Source organism: Paenochrobactrum sp. BZR 201-1, from assembly GCF_044987585.2.
GTDB classification, from domain to species: Bacteria; Pseudomonadota; Alphaproteobacteria; order Rhizobiales; family Rhizobiaceae; genus Paenochrobactrum; species Paenochrobactrum pullorum.
This window is the reverse complement of sequence record NZ_JBJDRZ020000004.1, coordinates 57,409-80,325: the sequence shown is the minus strand read 5'-3', so window position 1 is coordinate 80,325 and position 22,917 is coordinate 57,409. Positions and strand designations below refer to the sequence as shown.

Below are 22,917 nucleotides of genomic sequence, written 5' to 3'. Positions count from 1 at the left end.
TTTGGCACTGCGCTTTTTTTATAAGTAAAAATAAAAAATTTTAAGAGGCTGCGTATTTATCAACCAATGGCAGGATTTCTTCCACCACTGCTTTTGGCGTCACCGGCCCGACATGCTTATAGAGAATAGCGCCATCAGGACCGATCAGAAATGTTTCCGGAACGCCATAAACGCCCCAGTTAATGGTTGAACGTCCGGCCTGATCTGTTCCGACAGCCACATAAGGGTTGCCCAGATCACCCAAAAAGCGGCGGGCATTTTCCGGCTGGTCTTTATAGTTCAATCCGACGATCTTGATGCGCTTGTCTTTAGCCAGCTCCATGAACACCGGATGCTCCTGACGGCATGGTGCACACCATGATGCCCAAACATTGAGTAATGTCAGCTGACCTTTGAAATCGGCACTGGTTATGCCTGCCAGTTGCACACCATCGCGTGTCAGACCTTCCAAAGGCGGCAGTTCGGTGTCCGGTGCCTGTTTCCCGATCAAAGCAGACGGAATGGTGGACGCATCTTTGCCGGACAATAATTGATAGGCAAACACGCCCGCCAGACTTGCAAAGATGATCAGTGGCAACAAAGCCATAATGACGCGCTTGGAGCTGACAGACTGCGCTTGCGTTTCAGGCTGTTTCTGCTCAGTCATTGCTATTTCCTGCGCCATTTTCTTGCGTGCGACGCGAACGGCGGCGCACACCTTGCGCTTCCAGACGCTGCAATTCACTGCGTTGTGCGCGCTGATCCAACAAAATCCATGTAATCATGCCGGTCAGAACCAAAGCGGAGATCACATAAGATGCAACAACATAAGTGATATGAGTCATTGTTTTATGTCTCCTTTTCACACATCTGCGACTTGTGGCGCAGCTGGCGATCTTGCAGGTCTTGCATCGGCATGACGTGCCGCCATTTTGCGCATGGCAGCCACACGGCGGCGCCAGATTTCATTACGCATCGCCATCAAATGCAGCGTGAAAAACAACATGGTAAAACCGGCAGCCATCACCAGCAAAGGATAAAGCATCGACGGATCAATGGTCGAGCCGCCCATGCGGATGACTGATGCCGGCTGATGGAGCGTATTCCACCAATCAACCGAGAATTTGATAATCGGAATATTGATAAAGCCGATCAGAATGAGCACAGCCGCAGCACGCGCTGATTTTGACGGATCATCAATGGCGCGGCTTAAAGCAATCACGCCGAGATACATCAAAAACAGCACAAATACAGAGGTCAGGCGTGCATCCCACACCCACCAAGTGCCCCACATCGGCTTGCCCCATAAGGAGCCGGTCAAAAGCGCAAGCGCTGTGAATGCCGCACCAATCGGAGCGGCTGCACGGGCAGATACATCAGCCAGCGGATGACGCCACACAAGTGTGCCCAGCGCCGACATCGCCATCACAGTATAACACATCATCGAGAGCCATGCGAAAGGCACGTGGATATACATAATCCAAACGGTAATACCCTGCTGATAATCTTCAGGTGAAAAGTAGACCATGTAAAGGCCGACAATCAGCAACACAGCAGAAATGACAGCCATCCAAGGCAGCAATAAGCCCGCCAGCCACAAAAACCGTGTCGGATTAGCCAGATCAATCCAGCGGGAAAGAAAGAATTTATTGCTCATTAAACCTACATAGCCTCGCCGGTCAAACTTTCAACACCTGCATGCAAATGCGCCATACTGACCGCCTTAGGTGTTTGTTACATGCTCCGTTGCTCATATACGTGCAGTATACTGCTGTCGGGCACACGAAAATCACCATTTTCGCCGCAGCCTGTCGCTTTTTAGTCAGACACCTTCAATTTATCCGGTATATTTCATTAATCAGTTGCATTTTTGAGCGCGGACGCTGCCGCTATAGGGCCGATGACAGCAAAAAATAGCGTAATTGCGATCAGGATCAGGAAAGGTGCCAGAAATGGTGAGCCTTCAACCGTTGCGCCATAAGAAGCTGAAACTCCGAAAATAAGCACAGGGATAGTTAAAGGCAACACAATCACCGATACAAGTAGCCCCCCGCGCGGAAGTGCCACTGCCAAGGCCGCACCAACTGCGCCGACAAAGGTGATCGCCGGCGTACCGACCAGCAAGGTCAAAGCCGTTGCACCGATTGATATTTCATCCATATTCATAAAAAGCCCAAGCAGTGGACTTGCCACCACCAGCGGCAACACACTGCCTGTCCAATGTGCCAGACTTTTGGTAAACACAATCAGCGGCAGCATATGGGTATTGGATGCCATGATCATCAGATCAATCGAGCCATCCTCCCGATCCACCTGAAACAAGCGGTCAAGTCCGAGCAAAACCGCAAGCAATGCACCGATCCACAACATGGCAGGGCCGATGCGCGCCAGCAGATTAAGATCAGGGCCGACGCCAAAAGGCATCACCGCAATGACAGCCAGAAAAAATAGAATTCCGATCAAAGCCCCGCCGCCTGCGCGCAGGCTCAAGCGAATATCACGGATAAAGAGTGCGAGCATTAATCCGCGCTTTCCGTTTGATAAGCACCAAGATCAATTCTTTGTGCACCTTCAAGGCCAAGAGGAATATGGGTTGCGGCAATAATCATGCCGCCCTCAGCCAGATGTGTTCTCATCAAATTGGCAAAGCGTTTTTCCGAAGCCTCGTCAAGGCCGGCGGTTGGTTCATCTACCACCCAGATCGGGCGATAGCTGACCAAAAGCTTGGCAATGGAAACACGGCGCTTTTGCCCTGTCGACAAATATCCAAACGGCAAATGATCAATGCCGATCAGACCAACCTGCTCCAGTGCATCGTCAATTTCAATATGTGGATTACCATTGAATGTGCGCCAATATTGCAAATTCTCACGCACTGTCAGGCTAGGCTTCATCGCATTTTGATGGCCGAGATAATGCAATGAGGATTGTAGATCCAACAACCCGTCGCTGCTTTCCAAGCGGATAAAGCCATGTACCGGCTCCAGCAGACCACAAATGATTCGCAGCAATGTGGATTTGCCGGAACCGTTTTCGCCGGTAATCACCAAAGCGTTACCTTGCTCCAGACTGAAAAATAGGCCGCTAAAAACATGCTGACCGCCGCGTTCTGCGGCTAAATCCGTCACAACAACCCGCATTTCACCTCCGAAAACCCTGCATCTGCGATTACAAACCGATTAAATATAGTGCATCGCAACATTTCGCCGCAACCAGCCAATATTCTCAATATCTATCTAGAATCGTTTTAAAAAACTCTCTATATAGCAGCTACCATGCCAGCGGTCGGTGTGGAAACGAATTTTGGCCGATCTCAAAAGCTTGATGCTAAAACAGCACAGGTCGGGACGGACAGCGGAAATGACTGCACCCGCACCTTGAGCAGCGTCCTTGAAACGCAAGCCTTGGCGTTCGTCCTGGTTTTCCGGCCAGTAGCATGAAGGACGAACATCGTGTCGCAAATCGACAGTTTTAAATGCCGCAAAACCTTGCAAGCAGGGGGCAAGGACTATGTCTATTACAGCCTGACCGAAGCTGAAAAGAACGGACTGACTGGAATTTCCAAGCTGCCTTTCTCCATGAAAGTCTTGCTTGAAAACCTCCTTCGTTTTGAAGACGGCCGCTCTGTCAAAAAAACAGACATTGAAAATGTTGCCAAATGGCTGACCGACCGCGGTACCGCAGGTGCCGAAATTGCATATCGTCCAGCCCGCGTTTTGATGCAGGATTTTACCGGCGTTCCGGCCGTTGTTGATCTGGCTGCAATGCGCGATGCAATGGTTTCGCTCGGCGGCGACCCTGAAAAAATCAACCCGCTCGTGCCGGTTGACCTCGTAATTGACCACTCCGTCATCGTTGACGAATTCGGCAATGCAAACGCTTTCAAACGCAACGTTGATCTGGAATATGAACGCAACGGCGAACGCTACCGCTTCCTCAAATGGGGTCAGCAGGCATTCCAGAACTTCCGCGTTGTGCCTCCTGGCACCGGTATCTGCCATCAGGTCAACCTTGAATATCTGGCGCAGACCGTATGGACCAAAGAAGAAGACGGCGTCACCGTTGCTTATCCTGATACATGCGTTGGTACCGACAGTCACACCACCATGGTCAATGGCCTCGGCGTGCTGGGCTGGGGTGTTGGCGGTATTGAAGCTGAAGCTGCCATGCTCGGCCAGCCTGTTTCCATGCTGTTGCCGGAAGTTATCGGCTTCAAGCTGACCGGTAAGGTTAAAGAAGGCGTCACCGCAACTGACTTGGTGCTGACCGTTACGCAGATGCTGCGTAAAAAAGGCGTTGTCGGTAAGTTCGTTGAATTCTTCGGCCCTGGTCTCGACAATATGACCCTCGCCGATCGCGCCACCATTGCCAATATGGGCCCTGAATATGGTGCGACCTGTGGTTTCTTCCCAGTGGACAAAGAAACCCTCAACTATATGAATACCACCGGCCGTACAGAAGAACGTATGGCACTGGTTGAAGCTTATTCGCGCGCACAAGGCATGTGGCGTGAAGCAGGTTCGGAAGATCCTGTATTCACCGACATTCTCGAGCTGGACATGAGCGATGTTGTGCCTTCTATGGCTGGACCAAAACGCCCTGAAGGCCGTATTCCGCTTGAAGGTATTGCCTCCGGCTTTGCCACGGCACTGGAAACAGAATACAAAAAAACAACCGGTCAGGATGCACGCTACGCTGTAGAAGGTGAAGATTATGATCTCGGTCATGGTGATGTTGCTATTGCTGCAATTACCTCCTGCACCAACACATCCAACCCAAGTGTTCTTATTGCTGCCGGTCTTCTCGCACGCAATGCAGTCGCCAAAGGCTTGAAAACCAAGCCTTGGGTTAAAACCTCGCTGGCTCCGGGTTCTCAGGTTGTTGCAGCCTATCTCGAAAGCGCCGGCCTGCAAAAAGACCTCGACGCATTGGGCTTCAACCTTGTCGGCTTTGGTTGCACCACCTGTATCGGTAACTCCGGTCCACTGCCTGCTGCCATTTCCAAGACCATCAATGAAAAGGGTCTGATTGCGGCGGCTGTTCTCTCCGGTAACCGTAACTTTGAAGGTCGCGTATCACCGGACGTACAGGCAAACTATCTGGCTTCCCCGCCATTGGTTGTGGCCCACGCGCTGGCCGGTACTGTCACCAAAGACCTCACATCTGAGCCTTTGGGCGAAGACCAGAACGGCAATCCGGTTTATCTTCGTGATATCTGGCCTTCATCGGCCGAGATTCAGGAATTCATCGCCAAGAACGTAACCCGCAAAATCTTCTCTGAAAAATATGCGGACGTATTTAAAGGCGACGAAAACTGGCAGGCCGTTCAGGTGCCGGATGGCCAGACCTATGCCTGGGATGACAAGTCCACTTATGTGCAGAACCCGCCATATTTTGTCGGCATGGGCAAATCTGCCGGCAAGATCAATGATGTTAAGGGCGCACGTGTTCTCGGTCTCTTCGGCGACAAGATCACCACCGACCACATCTCCCCTGCCGGTTCGATCAAGGCACAGTCGCCTGCCGGTAAATATCTGCTCGATAACGGCGTGGCTGTTGCAGACTTCAACCAGTACGGTACACGTCGTGGTAATCACGAAGTGATGATGCGCGGTACATTTGCCAATATCCGTATCCGCAACCACATGCTGGGTGAAAACGGCCGTGAAGGCGGTTACACCATCCACTACCCATCCAAGGAAGAAACTTCAATTTATGATGCAGCAATGCAGTATAAAGATGAAGGCGTTCCATTGGTTGTGTTTGCCGGTGTGGAATATGGTAACGGATCATCGCGTGACTGGGCTGCAAAGGGCACCAATCTGCTCGGCGTCAAAGCCGTGATTGCGCAGTCTTTTGAACGTATTCACCGCTCCAACCTCGTTGGTATGGGTATCGTACCATTCGTGTTTGAAGACGGCACCAGCTGGCAGTCCCTCGGCATCAAAGGTGACGAAATGGTCACCATTGAAGGTCTGGAAAATGTACGTCCGCGTCAGGTTATCAACTCCACCATCACCTTTGCTGATGGCAGCGTGAAGCAGGTTCCACTGATCTGCCGTATTGATACACTTGATGAAATCGACTACATGAAGAACGGCGGCATTTTGCAGACGGTCTTACGTGATCTGGCTTCTTAATCTGTAAGCCGGATATAAAATCACAAATGCCGCTGGAGCGATCCGGCGGCATTTTTTATGCCGCGCAAAAGCGAATCAGAGAGCCTCTCACCACGCACAGATCACATTATTAAGCACTTCCTGAACTAAGCTTAATTTCATTGAAAATTATGTCAGCGTTTTCTGATGCAATCAGCAGATCAAGTAAAGCAACGGGATTCCAAACAGCGCCAAATAAAGCTATATATAGAGGCACATAATCATTCAGACCGAAGTCCAATTAAGCGTAAAAATTTGTTTTTTATTAAAAAGTTTTTTTCAAATGACGGAGCTATATAATGTCAATCTCAAGAGCAGGCATGCTTATTTATTACATCATACTCGCAAAACTGGCGGGTTAGAGCACCACAGCAGCAATGCACTTTATGAGCAGAGATATATGTGCGCTTTCAATGAGAACGCATTGCGGCCGTCTCTGCACACGAAAAAATAATCGCTCGTAAATGCATGCTGCGTTTTGCGTGAAGCGCTTTTGCAATACCCTTATCTTAAACCGAAGGAGGTGAAGCGACATCTTTGCACTATGCTGTGCTTGACGATGAGCGGCTCTAACCGGCGCAGAAACGCTGTGTTAGTAAGCATAAATAAACGCGTGGAGCTCACTCCGCGCGTGTGGCGGCACCATGTACTGCCACCACTTATCACGACGCTGTCGGCTTTTTATCAAAAGCGACAGGTCGCTATTGGTGTTGCATCTAAAGCATGTCTCCCAAAAGTGGGCACCGGTTTTAGGATAAAGACATGCGTAAAAACAAAACGCTAGAGCGAGCACGGTGGATACGATTAAGTGCGATACGCTCTAGAATACTTAAAAAATCAGGCAAAAGGCGGCTTGTTTGCTGGCACTTTATCACCTTCATTCAGTTCAAACTGCATCAGCAAAGTATCAAGCCAACGTTCATGTTTGAAGCCGGAACCTTTAATGCGGCCACACTCGATAAAGCCCAAACTTTCATGCAAACGTACCGAGCCGAAATTGCCCTCGGCATCACCAATCACCGACACCATCTGGCGGAAACCCAAAGCAGTGCATTGCTTGATCAACTCGCTTAAAAGCAATTTGCCAATGCCCTGCCCGCGCGCCTCTTCAGCAATGTAAATTGAATCTTCCACCATCCAGCGATAAGCAGGCCGCGTGCGGAAATAGCTGCCATAGGCATAGCCCAGCACCTGATCGCCTTCCACCGCCACAATCAGCGGAAAGCCTTGTGCAATCAGCATGGTCAGTCGGCCGCGCATATCCGTCATCGTCGGCGGCTCGGTTTCATAGCTACCAGTGCCTTTTTCTACTGCATCTGAATAAATAGCATAGACATCGGCGAAATCCGAAAACTGAAACTTGCGAAGACTAACCATGATTTATTCCTGTATCCTCCCGGCATCACATGTCGGGAACGCGTAGCTGCATAAAAGCAGGCGGAGACATAATCATGAGTGCTATTGCATAGTTTAAATAAAAGGCACAAGACCTAATTAAAAAAGAGGGGGTTTTTTAAAAAAAACCAATAAAAAAGGCGGCCATTCAGCCGCCTTTTTCAATTCATTCACATTCAGTGATTAGTCCCGGTTGCCCATGAACTGAAGCAGGAACATGAACATATTGATGAAGTCGAGATACAGACGCAGCGCGCCCATAACAACTTTACGACCCTGCGTTTCGGAACCATCACCTTCGTAATACATTTCCTTGATCGACTGGGTGTCATAAGCGGTCAAACCAGCAAAGATCAATACGCCGATAACCGAGATTGCAAACTGCAACGCGGTAGAGCCGAGGAAAATATTAACAACAGATGCAATGATCAGGCCGAAGAGACCCATCATCAGGAACGAGCCCATCGCCGACAGGTCACGCTTGGTGGTGTAACCATAAAGCGACAGCGCGCCGAATGAAGCAGCCGTTACGAAGAATGTACGAACGATGCTTTCGCCGGTGAAGACCAGGAAAACCGATGAAAGCGAAATACCTACCAGCGCCGCATAGCCCCAGAACACAGCATTTGCTGTTGCAACTGAAAGACGTTCAATGCGGAAGCTCAGGAAGAAGACTGCAGCCAATGGTGCAAGCATTACAACCCAGCGCAATGGCGAGGTGTAAAGAGTTGCGCCAAATGAGGTGAGCATTTTACCGTTGCTCATCTGCGCGACGGCCAATGATGCATCTGTGGTGGTTGCCAATGCAGCCATTGCGAAAGCCGCAATACCTGTGACAGCCAAACCAATAGCCATCATATTATAGACGCCGAGCATGTAACTGCGCAGGCCCTGATCGATGCCTGCTTCTGCGCGGGCTCCAACCGGACCACGCGCCTGAATGTTGCGATAGTCAGCCATGACTTAAAATCCTTTTGCGTTGTCCCGTCCGGTGTCGGTGCGCTCAGCATTCACGAAACATACGTGACCACCAAAACACTCCAGGCGCCGCTGGCGGGACCCCAGCATGCCTGAACATATTATGGTGATTATCAAGCCCCGACACAAGACAATGTTTAAAAAAACCAGCGATTCCGCCACGATTCGGGTCGTTTTTTTATATATCGACCAGTACCTTAACATAAAATCCGATAAAATTGCTCCTGTTATAACTCCCGCAATATACTGGCCGGCTTTTGTCCAAGCACCCGCCATGTTCCGGCAAGCCCGAATCCTATCGTCAAAATCAATGCGATGAAAACGGTCATACCTGCTACATCGGGTAAGAATTCTGCTTTCAGCCGCATGATTTGCGCAATCACATACCAGCCAGCCAAACCGCCGGCAAAAAGTGCAAAAACAGCTGTTGCCAGTCCCAGCAGCATATATTCGAGCACATAGGCTTTAATCAGCGTGCCACGCGTAGCGCCCAAAGTTTTTAACACCACAGCATCATAAATCCGCGCCCGATTGCCCGCAGCCAATGCCCCGCCCAACACCAGAACAGATGCCGCCAACGCAATCGAAGCGGCTGCACGAATGGCTGTGGAAAGCTGTGATATCAATGTGTTGGCTACTTCCACCGCATCTTTGACACCAACGGATGTAATGGTCGGATAGGTTTGAGTCACCTGTCGCAACACATCGGCGGTCAGATTTTTATCGCCATTATCCAAAGTGAGGGTCGAAAGCCATGTCACCGGCGCACCGGCAAAGGTATTAGGCGAAAACACCATGACAAAATTCATCGCCAATGTTTCCCATTGCACCTGCCGGACATTGGCAATTTTAGCGGTAATATTGCGCCCCAGCACATTAACCGTAATCGTATCGCCGATTTTCAAGCCCAAATCCTGCGCTTCTTGAGCGGCGAAAGAGACGAGCGGTTCGCCGCTATAGTCGGTTGGCCACCACTCCCCTTCATTGAGCGTCGCATTATCAGGCATATTTGCAGAAAAAGTGATGCCGCGATCGCCGCGCAGCACCCATCCGCCTGCTGCCGGAATATCCATTTTTCGCACATTGGTGCCATTGAGCTCAATCACACGACCGCGCAACATGGGTGCGGCAGTGAGTTTACCGTTAGGAGCAATGCCGCCGACCAATTTCTGGAAGCCATCGATTTCCGCATTTTGTATATCAACGAAGAAAAAATCAGGTGCTTGCGCTGGAATATTGGAGGCCACTTGCTGACGCAAATTGCCATCCACCAGCGCCAAAGCCACCATTAATGTCAGCCCCAAACCAAGCGATAAAACGACCGAAGAGGTCAGTGCATTCGGCCGGTAAATATTGCCGATAGCCAAACGTAATGCTGTGGAGCGGGTGCGAGGTGCTTTTCTAGCGATATATTGAATGAGGTGTGCCACCAGCCGCAAAATGATAAAGGCTGCAATCGTTGCTGTGATAAACACCACTGCAATGCGCCGGTCATAAGCCACGTAAAGCGCCAATCCGGCCAACAGTGCCATCAAAGCAAAAGCAAGGATAAAATAAATCCAAGGCGCGCGGCCATGATGTGCCACACCGTTTTCGCGCAGCAATTCTGTTGGTGCGACAGAGCGTGCCCGCCCCAGCGGGATGCTGGCAAAAGCCCAAACTGTGATGAGGCCAAAAACAGCGGCCAAAAACAGCGACCAAGGATAAACACCGCTCATACCTGTCACTGGCAGATAGCCATCCAATGCCGCCATTGCGGCAAAAGGAATAAGCATTGCAAGTCCTAAGCCAATCACAATACCGATCAAAGCAATCAGTGTGATCTGGATGAGATAGACAAGAACTGCAAAACGCGCAGGCGCCCCCAGTGATTTAAACATCGCAATCACGGCACGTTTGCTGTCAAGATAAGCACGCACCGCATTGGCCACGCCAACACCACCAACGATCAGTGCTGTTAAACCAACAAGAGTTAAAAACTGCGAGAAACGTTCAATATTCGCCGTTAAAGATGGTGCCGCATTGTTGCGGCTGCGGATATTCCAGCCTGCATCGGGAAAGTCTTTAGCGGCGTCGTCGCGAATTTGCGTCAACGCACTATCGCCTGCATCATCAGGCAATGCGATCTTATAAATATGAGTGACCAAACTTCCGGGTTGAATAAGACCGGCACCGGATAAAGCATCGAGCGATATCATAAAACGGGGCGCAAAACTAAAGCCGTCCGATAATAAATCCGGCTCTTCGTCGATCACAGCCCGCAATTGAAAACGTGCAGTGCCGAGTAGAATATCGTCGCCGATATTCATGCCCATCCGGTCAAGAAAAAGCTGCGAAACCAACGCTCCATAGATACCATTCTGTGGCGCAAAACGCGCATCTTGCGCGAGATCAGGCGTGGTTTTTAAATCACCATAAAGCGGATAGCTCTGATCGACAGCCTTAACTTCAACCAAGGACTGGTCACTGCCATCGGCTTTTCTGGCCATCGAGCGCATGGTGGCGCTTTCGGATAATTGACCTTGCTTGTCTAAAAATTGTTTTTCTGCTTGCGTGACCTGGCGCTGCTGCAACGCAAAGCTCATGTCGCCCGCCAGGATGCTGCGCCCTTGTGCAGCAATGCCATCGCCCACCGATTGCGCCACCGAATTAACGCCGCCGATTGCAGCCACGCCTAAGGCAATACAGGCAATGAACACATAAAAACCGCTCAAACCACCGCGCATTTCACGCAGAGCATAGCGTAGCGCCAGCGCCACAGATTTAATCACGCTCATGCAGATACCGCCTGCCTTGAGGCGTTCATCTTTTCGCTTTCGATCAAGCCGGACCGTACCGGAATTTCCAGATCACAACGCGCCGCCAGTGAAGGATCATGGGTGACAAGCACCATCGTCAAGCCAGTTTCACGCTGCTTGGTAAAAAGGAGATCAGTAATTTGCTGGCCTGTGACCGTGTCCAGATTACCGGTTGGCTCATCGGCGATCAGAATTTTCGGCGATGGCGCAAGTGCGCGGGCAATGGCCACACGCTGCTGTTCGCCACCCGATAATTGGGAAGGGTAATGATTAAGGCGTTCTCCAAGGCCAACAGCGCGCAATTCTTTTTCAGCCACCTCAAAAGCATCTTTGCGCCCAGCCAGTTCCAGCGGCACCGCCACATTTTCGAGTGCTGTCATGTTGGGAATCAGATGAAAAGATTGAAAAACAATACCGATATTCTGACCGCGGAATGCAGCTGCCTGATCTTCATTCATCAAATCAAGGCGCTCGCCATGAATGGTGACACGGCCGCTATCAACTTTTTCCAAACCAGCCAGCACCATCAAAAGCGTTGATTTACCGGAGCCCGAAGGCCCGACGATGCCGAAAGAATGCCCTTGTTGCAATGACAGGCTAATGCCTTTCAATACATGAACGGAAGAAACTCCGTGTCCTAAAGTTAGCTCAATATTGTCGAGCACGATTGCCTGTTCAACAGTTTGATGTGACACGTATTTTTCTTCCCTTATCCATGATCTTGCCTCATATTTCACGCAATCTTGGTCTAGTTGTGGCTTGGTCTAGTTATGAGCAATAACAAAATATTTACGATGAAACCGAGTATTATCATTGGTGATGCAGATTGTTTTACCCAAGTATGATCTAACTTAAACAAGCAAAGCGGTTCTCGCCGCTTTAAAATTGCAAATGCTGGCCTCCCACATTTGCATACTCCGGCAATATGGGTTTTTCTGAATGCGTTTCAAACCTCTTGCAGCTTTTCTTCACATTATCCTCATCATCGCCATTATGGGGCTGTTTGCACTTGCCGCCCGTGCGCAAGGAACGGTGCAAAATCCGGAGCCGGATATGGAAGAATCATCAGGACTGGAAGAGGTTTTGCCCGAAGACCAACTATCATCATTTAAAATTATCGGCTTCGGCGACAGCCTGATGGCTGGCTATCTGCTGCCGGCAGGTGATGCTTTTCCCCAGCAGCTGGAAGATGCACTTCTTAAAAACGGGTTTGATGTTTCAGTCGAAAATGCCGGTGTTTCAGGAGACACCACCACCGGCGGCTTGGAACGCCTCAATTGGTCGGTGCCTGATGATGCCGATCTGGTGATTTTAGAACTTGGCGCCAATGATGCTTTACGCGGCATTGCGCCGGAAATTACCGCGCAAAACCTCGATCAAATGCTGGAGCGTTTGCAGGCACGCAAAATTCCAGCTGTTTTGGCTGGTATGATAGCACCACCGAATATGGGCGCGGATTACGCGGCGCAGTTCAATCCGATTTATCAAAAGCTTGCCGATAAATATCAAGTGCCGCTTTATCCGTTCTTTCTTGAAGGCGTGATGACCAATCAATCTTTGCAGCTCGAAGACGGTATGCATCCGAATGCAGAAGGCGTGGCTGTGATGGTTGCAAACTTCTCCCCCTTTATTCAAAAAACCATCACAGAGCTGCAAAATCAGGGGAAAGCCCAATAAAACATTGGTTCAAACAGTTAAATTGACTTGCCCCAAAGCACTTTCAATGTTTGGCTGACATATCGCCTTGCATTGAGCAGGCGATGAAAAGCAGAAATTAAGCACTCAAATGCCTGAAACTGCTGAAAAATTACAGCAGCTTCACGCAAGTGCCCCAAGCACAGCCGTTTAAGGCTTTTACAGTTTAGGGCACGACAGTTCGGGGAGTTGCCAGATGCCACGTCTTTTCACCGCTCTCGAAATCCCACGCGATGCTACACTTTCCCTCTCGCTGCTACGCGGCGGTTTGCCCGGTGCACGCTGGATTGATGTTGAAAACTATCACCTGACATTGCGCTTTATCGGCGATATTGAAGGCCATATTGCTGATGAAATCGTATCTGAATTCGACCGTATCGAACGGCAGCAATTTTCTTTGACCCTTTCGGGTGTCGGGGCTTTCGGCTCCAAAAAACCACATAGTATTTATGCAGGCGTTGCCCCTTCACCGGAACTGAATGCGCTGCAGGCCGAGATCGAACGCATCTGCCAGCGCCTAAGCGTACCGGCTGATCCGCGCAAATTTGTGCCCCATGTCACCCTTGCACGGTTGAAAAACCCGCGTGACGGCGATGTGGCGCATTATCTTTCATCACGAGGTAACTTTGCCACCCAACCCTTTACCGTCTCGCGCTTTGTGCTGATGTCATCGCGCGATTCTATCGGCGGCGGTCCTTATATTATTGAAGAAACGTGGCCTTTGAACCGCCCGTCTTCACTTCAAAAGCGCTCGGCAAGCGCTTTTGAAGATGAAAGCACCATGCGATAAACCTCTTCAAAACCAGACATATCACCAAAATAAGGATCGGGGATTTCCATATCCCCGATCCCTGAAATATCGGTAAAAAGCGCAATATGTGCGGTGGCGTCGTCTGGTTTTCTTTGCGCAAGTGTGGCCATATTGACCTGATCCATACCCAAAATCAGATCAAAATTATAAAAATCATCGCGGGTGAGCTGGCGGCAGCGCTGTGCCGCAATATCAATGCCATGCAACCTTGCCACTTCAATCGAACGGGGATCGGGTGCTTCGCCGGTGTGATAACCATTGGTGCCGGCAGAATCGAAATGAATGATCTCGTCACGCCCGGAATTCTCCCAGACGTGGCGCATCACGCCTTCTGCCAAAGGCGAGCGGCAAATATTGCCAAGACAGATAAATAGAATGGAACGCGGCGTATTTTTGAGCATAATCCCATCACCCATATGCGTTTATTTAACAACATACCTATCTAAACCGGAGCATGAGTGAATGTCACGCACACTTCTGACCCCACAAGAACTTGCCAATGCTCTCATCGCTTTGCCTGACTGGGAAATGGTCAATAGCGGCAAAGCTATACGACGCCTGTTCACTTTCCAAAATTTCAATGCCGCATTCGGTTTTATGACCCGTATTGCGATGCATGCAGAAAAGCTCGACCATCATCCGGAGTGGTCCAATGTTTATAATAAAGTGGAAGTTACACTCACCACCCATTCCAGCCACGGTATTACCAAACTGGATATTCAAATGGCTGAAATTATGGATCGGCTTGGCAGCAGTTAAAAACCGGATAATATCCTTCAATAACTTGCACGAAGATGAAAGCCTCCCCATTTATAGCTCATTGTGGCTCGTGCCGCCCCAAAACGCACATGAACTATTCTGCTTATTAAAGTCCCGGAGGGATGTTGATGGATGATGTGAAAATAGGAGAAATTCTGGAACCTGGTGATGACAACACCTACCAGCAGCGTAAAGACAAAGTGAAAAACGGCTTTTGGAAAACCGTGCGGCGCGCCGGCCGCCATATTCCGTTTATGGATGAAGTGGTTGCCGCTTATTTTTGCGCACTGGATCCGCAAACACCGCGCCGTGTCCGCATGACTCTGATGGCGGCACTGGCTTATTTTGTCCTGCCGTTTGATTTTATTCCGGACATGCTGATAGGCATTGGTTTTACCGATGATATCGCTGTGCTCATGGCCGCACTGGCAGCAATCCGCACCCATATTACCCCTGCCCATCGTGCAGCGGCCAAAACTGCTTTGCAGGAAGCCGACAGCAGAGCAAACAAACATGCATAAACAAAGTTGATTATTTTACTCAAATTCAACCTTTACACAAACAAAAACAAACTTATTATCAGTAGTCGCGAATATGACAAAATCTCGCCACCTTCTTTTGGCTGATGTCTGAGCAATCAGAGACGAGATGACGACCATTTTCCACAAGGCGAAAAAACTTGGACATTTTCGCTAAATCTTCACCGTTTAGTAACCTAAATTAAGTCAAATTAAGGGTAATTGAACGGGACGGCGTGTGAACGGCGGTTATCCCGATCTACCATTTTGAAGCAAACGAAAGAGAACCGGTAAAAAACAATGCTTGGAAAATCGATCGTCGCGGCTTCGGTGTTTACAATTGCAATGGCGGGTTCGGCACTCGCACAGACACCGACCCAGATTAAACAGTTCGACGTCTGGGGTGCCTATAGCTATAAGTCAGGTAACGGCAAGGTTTGCTATGTGCTGTCGGTTCCGACCCAGATGCAGCCATCATCCGTTAATCATGGCGACAATTTCTTTCTGGTCACCCAGAAGCCTGGTCAGAACGTGTCTTTCGAACCACAGTTCATGGCTGGTTATGACCTGAAAGCTAATTCTAAAGTAACCGTCACCATCGGTTCACGTTCATTCAATATGTTTGTGAACGGAAAATCGGGCTGGATGGAAAATGCAGCAGAAGAACCGCAGCTGATCGCAGCAATGCGCGGTGGTGCGGATATGGTTGTAAAAGCGCAATCCCAGCGTGGTACCAACACAAGCTACACCTATTCGCTGAAAGGCATTACCGCAGCATTGAACGCCATTCAAAACTGCAAGTAATTTCTTGATCTATGAAATCTGATTTTTTGAAACTTTAGTTTTCGATTTCAGATTGATTTTTCAAAGCCGGGCTTTAAGTCCGGCTTTTTTGTTCTATATAGAAAAAAGCCCCAATTGCCTGTTACCCAATTGCTTGTTAAATGACGCAATAGAACATGTGTGATGACGGCTGCGCTTTTTCATGTTATGAGCGCGCCTAACAAAGCCTTTGAAGAGGCTACAGGCATATGATGTGCCTTGATCATACCCACATTTAATTCGAACCAACACAGAAGAACTGTAAAACGATGTCCATTTCTTTCGACCTGACACAGGATGATACACGTGACCGTCTGGCGCAGCATATTCGCGCCAACAGGCCGCTGAAACCATCTTTGATCGGTCTTTCCCGCGAAGAAATGGCAGAAGCATTGGTCAATGTCGGCGTTCCGCCACGTCAGACAAAAATGCGCATCGCCCAGCTCTGGCATTGGCTCTATGTGCGCGGCGTATCCGAGTTTGATGATATGCTGAATATTTCCAAGGATTTGCGTCATACGTTGACGGAAAATTTCAGTATTCAACGGCCGGAAATGGTTGAAGAACAGATCTCCAATGACGGAACCCGCAAATGGTTGTTCCGTTTTCCGCCACGCGGTGCCGGTCGTCCGGTGGAAATTGAAACCGTTTATATTCCTGAAGAAGGTCGCGGCACTTTGTGCATCTCCTCGCAGGTTGGTTGCACACTCACTTGCTCTTTTTGCCATACCGGTACCCAGAAAATGGTGCGTAACCTGACCGCCGAAGAAATTCTGGCGCAGCTTCTCGTGGCGCGTGATCGCTTGGGCGATTTCCCTGAAAAAGGCACACCAGATGGTGCAATTGTGCCTGCTGAAGGCCGCAAGGTTACCAATATCGTCATGATGGGTATGGGTGAGCCGCTTTATAATTTTGAAGAAGTGAAAAAGGCGCTGTTGATTGCCTCTGATGGTGATGGCTTGGCGCTTTCCAAGCGCCGTATTACGCTCTCCACATCCGGTGTTGTGCCTGAAATATACCGCACCGGCGAAGAAATTGGCGTGATGCTGGCGATTTCGCTTCATGCTGTGCGTGATGAATTGCGCGACATGCTGGTGCCGATCAATAAGAAATATCCGCTGGCCGAATTGATGAAAGCCTGCCGTGATTATCCGGGGCTTTCCAATGCCAAGCGCATTACCTTTGAATATGTAATGCTTAAGGATGTGAATGACAGTTTGGAAGATGCCAAAGCACTGGTGAAACTGCTGCGTGGCATTCCTGCAAAGATCAACCTTATCCCGTTCAACCCTTGGCCTGGCACCAATTACCAATGCTCGGATTGGGAGCAGATCGAGCGTTTTGCTGATTATGTCAATGCGGCTGGTTATGCGTCTCCAATCCGCACCCCGCGTGGGCGCGATATTTTCGCAGCCTGCGGCCAGTTAAAATCCGAATCTGAAATCATGCGCAAGAGTGAACGTCTTCAACTTGAAGCCATGATAGCAGAGGAAAATGCTGTTTGAAGCAATCCTCCGGCATTTTAATTTTAAAAATTCTGGCCGGCTATGTTTTGATCACACTGGTTGCCCTCATATGCTTGTTTTTTGTGTCCGCTCCTCAAAGTTTTCTGTTTCCTGAAGGCATAGAAGACCCAGTTGAATTTATTCATGGCATTGGTGCGGTTTTGCTGATCGGCTGGGTTTTAACTGCCTTTATCATGGCTGTGCCTTGCACAATTTTTATTCTGATTACGGAAATTTTTGCCCTTAAAAACCGTCTGACCTACATGATTTTCGGAGCAATGCTAGGCATTGCCATCATTTATTATAATTGGTTTGAAAATCTTATCTCAGGACGACTGATGCCCTTTGAAGACAGCTTGTTTAAATTAGGCGGCCTTATTATCAGTGGTGCCATTTGCGGATTGATTTATTGGAAGATCGCCGGTCGCAATGCCGGTACAATCAGACAAAGAATTTGCAATAAAAACGGGGTTTAAATCCCCGTTTTCTTATTCATTATTATTTGGTTTGAGCGGTCAGAATTTTCAGGGCAAAGGCCGAGAATACACCAGCAAACAACCAATCAATAATACGAGTAACTTTCGGGTTTTTCTTCAAAAGACCAGCAAACTTATCGGCTACCAGCACCATAGGAATGGTGAAAGGCAGCGCCATCGGAATAAAGATCAGCCCCAAAAACAACAATTTTCCCGTCACATGCGGATCATGTGCCGACACAAATTGCGGTAAAAACGTCATGTTGAACAAAATCACTTTCGGGTTGAGCAAATTGATGCCTAAACCAGTAAGCCAGTTTTGCCAGAATGTGTGTTTCTTCGTAACGTTCTTTTCCAGTGAAAAAGCCGAGCCTTTGGTGATCGCCTGAAATGCCAGCCAGACAAGATACATAGCTCCCACCACCTTCAACACCCAAAAGGCTGTTGGTGAAGCAATGATGAGTGCTGATAAACCCAGCGCCACCATGCTGCTATGAATAACAATGCCGGTGCAGGCGCCTGCCATACAGGCAAAACCGGCAGCCTTACCTTCCGACAAAGAACGCCCGACAAATAGTGTCATATCAGGTCCGGGGGTGAGAGACAGGATCGCAGTTGCGATAAAAAACTGCACAATCACCGGCCATTCAGGAATAAATGTGAGCGCCGCCAAAAATGACATCCGAACCTCATGTAAGATGAATTTTCGGCAAGCTAACGCGAATAGAGGCGATTATCTATCATTTTTTTTGACAGAAACAACGCCTCTTGCACCATCATACTTGCACAGTCTTATCCAGCTGATAAAAGACCAAGTAACAAATATATTTCTCTGACCCTTTCTGGCCGTCAACCGGCTGATTTTGCATCGAACGGAAGTGAATTATGAGCAAGTTGAAAGACGTTAAAAAAGTCGTTCTCGCCTATTCGGGCGGCCTCGATACATCCATCATTCTGAAATGGCTGCAAACCGAACTGAATGCAGAAGTTGTGACCTTTACTGCTGATCTGGGTCAGGGCGAAGAACTTGAACCTGCGCGCAAAAAAGCAGAAATGCTCGGCATCAAAGAAATCTATGTTGAAGATGTCCGTGAAGAATTTGTTCGTGATTTCGTCTTTCCGATGTTCCGCGCCAATGCGGTTTATGAAGGCGTCTACCTGCTCGGTACTTCCATTGCACGTCCGCTCATTTCCAAGCGTTTGATCGAAATCGCTGAAGAAACCGGTGCGGATGCCATTGCACACGGCGCAACCGGTAAAGGCAACGATCAGGTTCGTTTCGAGCTTTCCGCTTACGCGCTCAATCCGGACATCAAGATCATTGCACCTTGGCGCGACTGGGCATTCAAGAGCCGTACAGACCTGCTCAACTTTGCTGAACAGCACCAGATCCCTGTTGCAAAAGACAAGCTCGGCGAAGCACCATTCTCCGTTGATGCCAACCTGCTGCATTCTTCATCCGAAGGTAAAGTTCTGGAAGATCCAGCAGTTGAAGCCCCTGAATATGTACATATGCGCACCATTTCGCCGGAAGCCGCACCAGACAAGCCAACCATCATCAAGATCGGCTTTGAAAAAGGTGATGCGGTTTCCATCAACGGCATCCGCATGTCACCAGCAACGATTCTCGCCAAGTTGAACGATTATGGCCGTGACAATGGTATTGGTCGTCTTGACCTTGTAGAAAACCGTTTTGTCGGCATGAAGTCACGCGGCGTTTACGAAACACCAGGCGGCACCATCTTGTTGGCAGCGCATCGCGCAATGGAATCCATCACTCTTGACCGAGGTGCGGCTCACCTTAAAGATGAACTGATGCCACGTTATGCAGAGTTGATCTATTACGGCTTCTGGTTCTCGCCTGAGCGTGAAATGTTGCAGGCCGCAATCGACCTCAGCCAGCAGCATGTTGAAGGTGAAGTAACCCTGAAACTCTACAAGGGCAATGTTATCGTCACCGGTCGTGAAAGCGATAAGTCGCTTTATTCCGATGCGCTTGTTACCTTTGAAGACGATCACGGCGCCTATGACCAGAAAGATGCAGCAGGCTTCATCAAGCTCAATGCATTGCGTCTGCGTACATTGGCGGCACGTAATCGTCGCTAATTTTATCCGCATAAAAAATGAAAAAGCCCTTTCGCAATGCGGAAGGGCTTTTTTTACATCAAAATTTGCTTTTATTTCAGCAAATCCAGCATTTTTTCTTCATCGGGGCGCAGTGTCAAAACCCTGACTCCATCGGCTGTCACTTGCACAGTATGCTCGAACTGGGCGGACAGTTTTCCGTCCTTTGTGACCACCGTCCAGCCGTCTTTTTTGGTTTTGACCCGCGCGGTTCCCTGATTGAGCATTGGCTCGATGGTAAAGGTCATGCCTTCATGCAACACCACGCCGGTGCCTGCTTTGCCCACATGAATAATATCCGGTGCTTCATGCATTTCGCGCCCTATACCATGGCCGCAATATTCGCTCACCACGCCATAGCCATGCCCCTTGGCAAAGCTCTCGATCGCATGGCCAATATCGCCAACGGTTGCGCCCGGTCGCACGACTGCAATGCCCTTCCACAAGGCTTCATAAGTGCTGCGCACCAACTTTTCCGCATAAGGCGCTACACTGCCGATCATATAAGTCTTACTGGAATCAGCGATAAAGCCGTCTTTCTCAAGCGTGATGTCAAAATTGATGATCTGACCATTGGCAATCACATCCTTTTCCGACGGCATTCCATGGCAGACCACCTCATTGCGCGAGCAGTTCAGCACATAGGGATAATCATATTGCCCTTTGCTGGCAGGGCGTGATTTCAACGTGTTGACGATATAATCTTCCACCTGATCATTCACCTGCATGGTGGTCATGCCCACCAACGGCAGCTGATCAATGAAGACAAAAACATCAGCCAGCAAGCGGCCGGATACAGCCATTTTTTCCAGTTCTTCAGCACTTTTTATCATGAATGAGCCTGCACAATTTGCCCCAGATCCACCTTGGCGCTGCGTAACTGCATCTGCACAATGTCATTAAATGTCATGTCGGGATGCGCTTGCGCCAACATGCCGATTTTCATCCAATATTCTGCCTGTGCGTTGATAGAGCGGCACATCACATCGCTGGCTTTACGCAACTCTTCATGCAGCTCGTCATTAATTTTTACAATACCCATAGCTCAACCAATATATGATTCATATACGAAACATATACTGATCAATTACCATAAAATCAAACTGAAATTCATGTCAAAGAGCTGGCAAAAAACACGGCACAATAATGTAGCGCCGCCCCTGACACGACAAACCCATGCCAGATGGCATTTTGAAAGCGTAACCGCTCCCAAACATGGAAAATGACACCTAGCGAGTAAACCACGCCTCCGGCAGCGATCAGCCAGAGTGTAGTGGGTGAAAGCACTTGAAAAAGTGTGTCATAAACCAGAATCCCGCTCCAGCCTAACGCCAGATAAAGCACAATCGACAATCGCTCAAAACGTGCCGGCCACATAAGCTTCAGGCTTACTCCTAATAGTGCTACACCCCACACAAAGCTCAATAAATATGGTGCTTGTCCACCAGTCTGGATAAGAAAAGGCGTATAGGTTCCGGCGATCAGAACGTAAATCGCCGCATGATCAAAACGACGCAAAAACCACTTTACCCGTGATACCGGCCAGATATTGTAAAGTGCCGACATTGTTAAAACCAGCACCAGCGACAATGCATAAATTGCAATTGCCATAGACTTGGAAACAGGCAAAACCGGCAGTGTGTAAATGAGCAATGCGACTGCACCGATCAAACCAAGTATCACGCCCAACACATGGATAACCCCATCCGCCCATAATTCGGCACGGGTATAATTCCATGAGGGATTGGTCTTAGTCGTCATAGCGGTGCTTTCTGCTTACTCGTTCCAGGCGCAAACATTCAGCATATATAGGCTGTCGTTTGCGCGACTTGAAGATGTCGCGCAATTATGACATGGCTATGACTTTAAAAGAGAAGACAGATTGCTATTTGCGAGCTGGACGCAAACCGGTTTCTTCCAGCAGACCTTTACGCTTGGCATCATAATAATAGCCGCGCGCATAGAATCTAACCGCCTGACTTTCGTCACCATCGGCCACTTTATAAGCACCAGCGAGATACTTAACCGCATATTTGAGGTTGGTTTCAGCATCCAGCAAACCGCTGGCCACACCGCGATACCCCATACCGCGCGCCGTCGGATGGCTGATCTGCATCAATCCCCAATAAGGCCCGTTACGTGCTGCCGGATTAAAACGGCTTTCACGATGCACCACGCGACGCACCAGCCGTTCGGGCACTTCATAGGTGGAAGCATATTTCTGGATGAGTTCATCAAGGCCGGTTGGTGCATTCGGCGGTGTCTCAAAGGCTAAATTGGCAGCCAGCGAACCCGGCGATGAATCCGCCGGTGTTCCGGCATAAGCCATGGCCGGTATAGCTGCTTCACGTGATAACGGCAAAGGGGCGGACTGCTGCAAACCGGCAATTTGCATGGCAGCTGCGGCTTCTGACTCGGCATCGACAGGTGTATCAGCATTTGCAACAGCAACCGCATTGTTGCCATCAGCCGCTTGACCTGTTTCAGCATCGGTTGACACCGAAGATAGTAAAGCCATTTGTGATGAAGAGCCCTCACCTGTCGTATTGCAACCGGATAAAACCAGTCCAATCGCTGACATGGCAAGTCCGACACAAAAAATACGTGTCCGCGCCAGATCAGATGTCTGGTTGTAACCATTGAGAGCCGTAATCATTAAACTTTTACGCTTCAAAATCTGTGGTCAGGCGTTTTTCAAGCTCGACCAAATCTTCAGGAAGCGGCAGACCACTGGCTTTCAATGTATTGAGTTTTTCATGCAAGGCTTCACGAATTTCATGCGCATCTTCCGGCTGGTTCACCATCTGCTCAAACAAGAGCGCCAGTTCTGCCTTGATATCCTCAAATGCCATGACCAATCCTTTTGCAATGTAAATTCCAAACGCCGGAATCTCTTCCC

General features: G+C 49.2%; 25 protein-coding genes. 9 read left to right on the top strand and 16 right to left on the bottom strand.

Features of this window, described 5'->3' with window-relative positions; all coding sequences use genetic code 11:
- Window positions 1-40 precede the first annotated feature (40 nt).
- From ACI0FR_RS02240 to ccmA, 5 genes are all read right to left on the bottom strand, one after another.
- Complete coding sequence (locus ACI0FR_RS02240; protein WP_374829053.1) at window positions 41-646, bottom strand: DsbE family thiol:disulfide interchange protein; 606 nt, start codon at window positions 644-646, stop codon at window positions 41-43.
- Entirely contained in the window at window positions 639-824 is a 186-nt protein-coding gene (ccmD, locus tag ACI0FR_RS02235; RefSeq protein ID WP_374829052.1) for a heme exporter protein CcmD, read from the bottom strand. The genes ACI0FR_RS02240 and ccmD overlap by 8 nt, the downstream gene beginning before the upstream one ends.
- Window positions 825-841: 17 nt before the next feature.
- Window positions 842-1,636 carry a heme ABC transporter permease gene (locus ACI0FR_RS02230; protein ID WP_374829051.1) on the bottom strand — a complete coding sequence of 265 codons (795 nt, stop codon included), beginning with the start codon at window positions 1,634-1,636 and terminating at the stop codon, window positions 842-844.
- A gap of 197 nt (window positions 1,637-1,833) precedes the next feature.
- On the bottom strand, window positions 1,834-2,499 hold the full coding sequence (gene ccmB, locus ACI0FR_RS02225) for a heme exporter protein CcmB (protein WP_374829050.1): 666 nt from the start codon (window positions 2,497-2,499) through the stop codon (window positions 1,834-1,836).
- Window positions 2,499-3,119: a heme ABC exporter ATP-binding protein CcmA gene (ccmA, locus tag ACI0FR_RS02220; protein WP_404907247.1), complete on the bottom strand. Its 621-nt coding sequence runs from the start codon at window positions 3,117-3,119 to the stop codon at window positions 2,499-2,501. The genes ccmB and ccmA overlap by 1 nt, the downstream gene beginning before the upstream one ends.
- 312 nt (window positions 3,120-3,431) lie before the next feature.
- Between ccmA and acnA the strand changes: the two genes are divergently transcribed.
- Complete coding sequence (gene acnA, locus ACI0FR_RS02215; RefSeq protein WP_374829048.1) at window positions 3,432-6,119, top strand: aconitate hydratase AcnA; 2,688 nt, start codon at window positions 3,432-3,434, stop codon at window positions 6,117-6,119.
- A gap of 855 nt (window positions 6,120-6,974) precedes the next feature.
- On the opposite strand, the gene ACI0FR_RS02210 is transcribed toward acnA, so the two are convergent.
- The 4 genes from ACI0FR_RS02210 to ACI0FR_RS02195 all read right to left on the bottom strand — a co-directional run bounded on the left by ACI0FR_RS02210 (window position 6,975) and on the right by ACI0FR_RS02195 (window position 12,003).
- A complete protein-coding gene (locus ACI0FR_RS02210) occupies window positions 6,975-7,514 on the bottom strand; it encodes a GNAT family N-acetyltransferase (protein ID WP_374829047.1) in 540 nt (179 codons plus the stop codon).
- Between the two features lie 201 nt (window positions 7,515-7,715).
- Complete coding sequence (locus ACI0FR_RS02205) at window positions 7,716-8,492, bottom strand: Bax inhibitor-1/YccA family protein (RefSeq protein ID WP_374829046.1); 777 nt, start codon at window positions 8,490-8,492, stop codon at window positions 7,716-7,718.
- Window positions 8,493-8,737: 245 nt separating this feature from the next.
- Window positions 8,738-11,287: an ABC transporter permease gene (locus ACI0FR_RS02200; RefSeq protein ID WP_404907245.1), complete on the bottom strand. Its 2,550-nt coding sequence runs from the start codon at window positions 11,285-11,287 to the stop codon at window positions 8,738-8,740.
- The gene (locus tag ACI0FR_RS02195) at window positions 11,284-12,003 is read right to left on the bottom strand and encodes an ABC transporter ATP-binding protein (protein ID WP_404907243.1); all 720 of its coding nucleotides are present in this window, start codon (window positions 12,001-12,003) and stop codon (window positions 11,284-11,286) included. Before ACI0FR_RS02195 ends, ACI0FR_RS02200 begins: the two co-directional genes overlap by 4 nt.
- Window positions 12,004-12,247: 244 nt before the next feature.
- Between ACI0FR_RS02195 and ACI0FR_RS02190 the strand changes: the two genes are divergently transcribed.
- Both ACI0FR_RS02190 and thpR read left to right on the top strand, forming a co-directional pair.
- Window positions 12,248-12,985 (top strand): arylesterase, encoded by a 738-nt coding sequence (locus ACI0FR_RS02190; RefSeq protein ID WP_374829043.1) that lies wholly within the window; start codon window positions 12,248-12,250, stop codon window positions 12,983-12,985.
- Window positions 12,986-13,199: 214 nt separating this feature from the next.
- Window positions 13,200-13,793 (top strand): RNA 2',3'-cyclic phosphodiesterase, encoded by a 594-nt coding sequence (gene thpR / locus ACI0FR_RS02185; RefSeq protein WP_374829042.1) that lies wholly within the window; start codon window positions 13,200-13,202, stop codon window positions 13,791-13,793.
- Here the strand turns inward: thpR and ACI0FR_RS02180 are convergent.
- Window positions 13,745-14,215, bottom strand: a complete 471-nt coding sequence (locus tag ACI0FR_RS02180; RefSeq protein ID WP_374829041.1) for a low molecular weight protein-tyrosine-phosphatase — start codon at window positions 14,213-14,215, stop codon at window positions 13,745-13,747. The two genes, thpR and ACI0FR_RS02180, sit on opposite strands and share 49 nt — an antisense overlap.
- Window positions 14,216-14,276: 61 nt before the next feature.
- On the opposite strand from ACI0FR_RS02180, the gene ACI0FR_RS02175 reads away from it, so the two are divergent.
- From ACI0FR_RS02175 to ACI0FR_RS02155, 5 genes are all read left to right on the top strand, one after another.
- A complete protein-coding gene (locus tag ACI0FR_RS02175; protein ID WP_404907241.1) occupies window positions 14,277-14,573 on the top strand; it encodes a 4a-hydroxytetrahydrobiopterin dehydratase in 297 nt (98 codons plus the stop codon).
- A 128-nt stretch (window positions 14,574-14,701) separates the two neighbouring features.
- A complete protein-coding gene (locus tag ACI0FR_RS02170) occupies window positions 14,702-15,094 on the top strand; it encodes a YkvA family protein (RefSeq protein WP_404907239.1) in 393 nt (130 codons plus the stop codon).
- A gap of 297 nt (window positions 15,095-15,391) precedes the next feature.
- On the top strand, window positions 15,392-15,895 hold the full coding sequence (locus ACI0FR_RS02165; RefSeq protein WP_374829038.1) for an invasion associated locus B family protein: 504 nt from the start codon (window positions 15,392-15,394) through the stop codon (window positions 15,893-15,895).
- 287 nt (window positions 15,896-16,182) lie between these two features.
- Window positions 16,183-17,418, top strand: a complete 1,236-nt coding sequence (rlmN, locus tag ACI0FR_RS02160) for a dual-specificity RNA methyltransferase RlmN (RefSeq protein WP_404907237.1) — start codon at window positions 16,183-16,185, stop codon at window positions 17,416-17,418.
- The gene (locus ACI0FR_RS02155; protein ID WP_404907236.1) at window positions 17,415-17,894 is read left to right on the top strand and encodes a hypothetical protein; all 480 of its coding nucleotides are present in this window, start codon (window positions 17,415-17,417) and stop codon (window positions 17,892-17,894) included. Before rlmN ends, ACI0FR_RS02155 begins: the two co-directional genes overlap by 4 nt.
- 22 nt (window positions 17,895-17,916) lie before the next feature.
- Here ACI0FR_RS02155 and ACI0FR_RS02150 read toward each other — a convergent pair whose 3' ends face one another.
- Window positions 17,917-18,576, bottom strand: coding sequence for a LysE family translocator (locus ACI0FR_RS02150; RefSeq protein WP_374829035.1), 660 nt, complete (start codon window positions 18,574-18,576; stop codon window positions 17,917-17,919).
- Window positions 18,577-18,779: 203 nt separating this feature from the next.
- Between ACI0FR_RS02150 and ACI0FR_RS02145 the strand changes: the two genes are divergently transcribed.
- Window positions 18,780-20,000: an argininosuccinate synthase gene (locus ACI0FR_RS02145; protein WP_374829034.1), complete on the top strand. Its 1,221-nt coding sequence runs from the start codon at window positions 18,780-18,782 to the stop codon at window positions 19,998-20,000.
- 71 nt (window positions 20,001-20,071) lie between these two features.
- Here the strand turns inward: ACI0FR_RS02145 and map are convergent, their stop codons facing one another.
- From map to ACI0FR_RS02120, 5 genes are all read right to left on the bottom strand, one after another.
- Window positions 20,072-20,851 carry a type I methionyl aminopeptidase gene (gene map / locus ACI0FR_RS02140; RefSeq protein WP_404907234.1) on the bottom strand — a complete coding sequence of 260 codons (780 nt, stop codon included), beginning with the start codon at window positions 20,849-20,851 and terminating at the stop codon, window positions 20,072-20,074.
- A complete protein-coding gene (locus tag ACI0FR_RS02135; protein ID WP_374829032.1) occupies window positions 20,848-21,060 on the bottom strand; it encodes a ParD-like family protein in 213 nt (70 codons plus the stop codon). The genes map and ACI0FR_RS02135 overlap by 4 nt, the downstream gene beginning before the upstream one ends.
- Window positions 21,061-21,128: 68 nt before the next feature.
- Window positions 21,129-21,779, bottom strand: a complete 651-nt coding sequence (gene trhA / locus ACI0FR_RS02130) for a PAQR family membrane homeostasis protein TrhA (RefSeq protein WP_404907232.1) — start codon at window positions 21,777-21,779, stop codon at window positions 21,129-21,131.
- A 124-nt stretch (window positions 21,780-21,903) separates the two neighbouring features.
- Window positions 21,904-22,674 (bottom strand): transglycosylase SLT domain-containing protein, encoded by a 771-nt coding sequence (locus tag ACI0FR_RS02125; protein WP_404909759.1) that lies wholly within the window; start codon window positions 22,672-22,674, stop codon window positions 21,904-21,906.
- A 7-nt stretch (window positions 22,675-22,681) separates the two neighbouring features.
- Window positions 22,682-22,870, bottom strand: a complete 189-nt coding sequence (locus tag ACI0FR_RS02120; RefSeq protein WP_374829030.1) for a hypothetical protein — start codon at window positions 22,868-22,870, stop codon at window positions 22,682-22,684.
- Window positions 22,871-22,917: the final 47 nt, after the last annotated feature.

What these genes read in the sequence shown, in the direction of transcription:
- thpR (WP_374829042.1), top strand. Translation starts at nt 13,200, where the DNA reads ATGCCACGTCTTTTCACCGCTCTCGAAATCCCACGCGATGCTACACTT.
- ACI0FR_RS02175 (WP_404907241.1), top strand. Translation starts at nt 14,277, where the DNA reads ATGTCACGCACACTTCTGACCCCACAAGAACTTGCCAATGCTCTCATC.
- ccmB (WP_374829050.1), bottom strand. Translation starts at nt 2,499, where the DNA reads ATGCTCGCACTCTTTATCCGTGATATTCGCTTGAGCCTGCGCGCAGGC.
- rlmN (WP_404907237.1), top strand. Translation starts at nt 16,183, where the DNA reads ATGTCCATTTCTTTCGACCTGACACAGGATGATACACGTGACCGTCTG.
- ccmD (WP_374829052.1), bottom strand. Translation starts at nt 824, where the DNA reads ATGACTCATATCACTTATGTTGTTGCATCTTATGTGATCTCCGCTTTG.
- ACI0FR_RS02200 (WP_404907245.1), bottom strand. Translation starts at nt 11,287, where the DNA reads ATGAGCGTGATTAAATCTGTGGCGCTGGCGCTACGCTATGCTCTGCGT.
- map (WP_404907234.1), bottom strand. Translation starts at nt 20,851, where the DNA reads ATGATAAAAAGTGCTGAAGAACTGGAAAAAATGGCTGTATCCGGCCGC.
- ACI0FR_RS02145 (WP_374829034.1), top strand. Translation starts at nt 18,780, where the DNA reads ATGAGCAAGTTGAAAGACGTTAAAAAAGTCGTTCTCGCCTATTCGGGC.
- ACI0FR_RS02230 (WP_374829051.1), bottom strand. Translation starts at nt 1,636, where the DNA reads ATGAGCAATAAATTCTTTCTTTCCCGCTGGATTGATCTGGCTAATCCG.
- ACI0FR_RS02180 (WP_374829041.1), bottom strand. Translation starts at nt 14,215, where the DNA reads ATGCTCAAAAATACGCCGCGTTCCATTCTATTTATCTGTCTTGGCAAT.
- ACI0FR_RS02210 (WP_374829047.1), bottom strand. Translation starts at nt 7,514, where the DNA reads ATGGTTAGTCTTCGCAAGTTTCAGTTTTCGGATTTCGCCGATGTCTAT.
- ACI0FR_RS02190 (WP_374829043.1), top strand. Translation starts at nt 12,248, where the DNA reads ATGCGTTTCAAACCTCTTGCAGCTTTTCTTCACATTATCCTCATCATC.
- ACI0FR_RS02240 (WP_374829053.1), bottom strand. Translation starts at nt 646, where the DNA reads ATGACTGAGCAGAAACAGCCTGAAACGCAAGCGCAGTCTGTCAGCTCC.
- trhA (WP_404907232.1), bottom strand. Translation starts at nt 21,779, where the DNA reads ATGACGACTAAGACCAATCCCTCATGGAATTATACCCGTGCCGAATTA.
- ACI0FR_RS02135 (WP_374829032.1), bottom strand. Translation starts at nt 21,060, where the DNA reads ATGGGTATTGTAAAAATTAATGACGAGCTGCATGAAGAGTTGCGTAAA.
- ACI0FR_RS02205 (WP_374829046.1), bottom strand. Translation starts at nt 8,492, where the DNA reads ATGGCTGACTATCGCAACATTCAGGCGCGTGGTCCGGTTGGAGCCCGC.
- ACI0FR_RS02170 (WP_404907239.1), top strand. Translation starts at nt 14,702, where the DNA reads ATGGATGATGTGAAAATAGGAGAAATTCTGGAACCTGGTGATGACAAC.
- ACI0FR_RS02165 (WP_374829038.1), top strand. Translation starts at nt 15,392, where the DNA reads ATGCTTGGAAAATCGATCGTCGCGGCTTCGGTGTTTACAATTGCAATG.
- ccmA (WP_404907247.1), bottom strand. Translation starts at nt 3,119, where the DNA reads ATGCGGGTTGTTGTGACGGATTTAGCCGCAGAACGCGGCGGTCAGCAT.
- ACI0FR_RS02150 (WP_374829035.1), bottom strand. Translation starts at nt 18,576, where the DNA reads ATGTCATTTTTGGCGGCGCTCACATTTATTCCTGAATGGCCGGTGATT.
- ACI0FR_RS02120 (WP_374829030.1), bottom strand. Translation starts at nt 22,870, where the DNA reads ATGGCATTTGAGGATATCAAGGCAGAACTGGCGCTCTTGTTTGAGCAG.
- ACI0FR_RS02125 (WP_404909759.1), bottom strand. Translation starts at nt 22,674, where the DNA reads ATGATTACGGCTCTCAATGGTTACAACCAGACATCTGATCTGGCGCGG.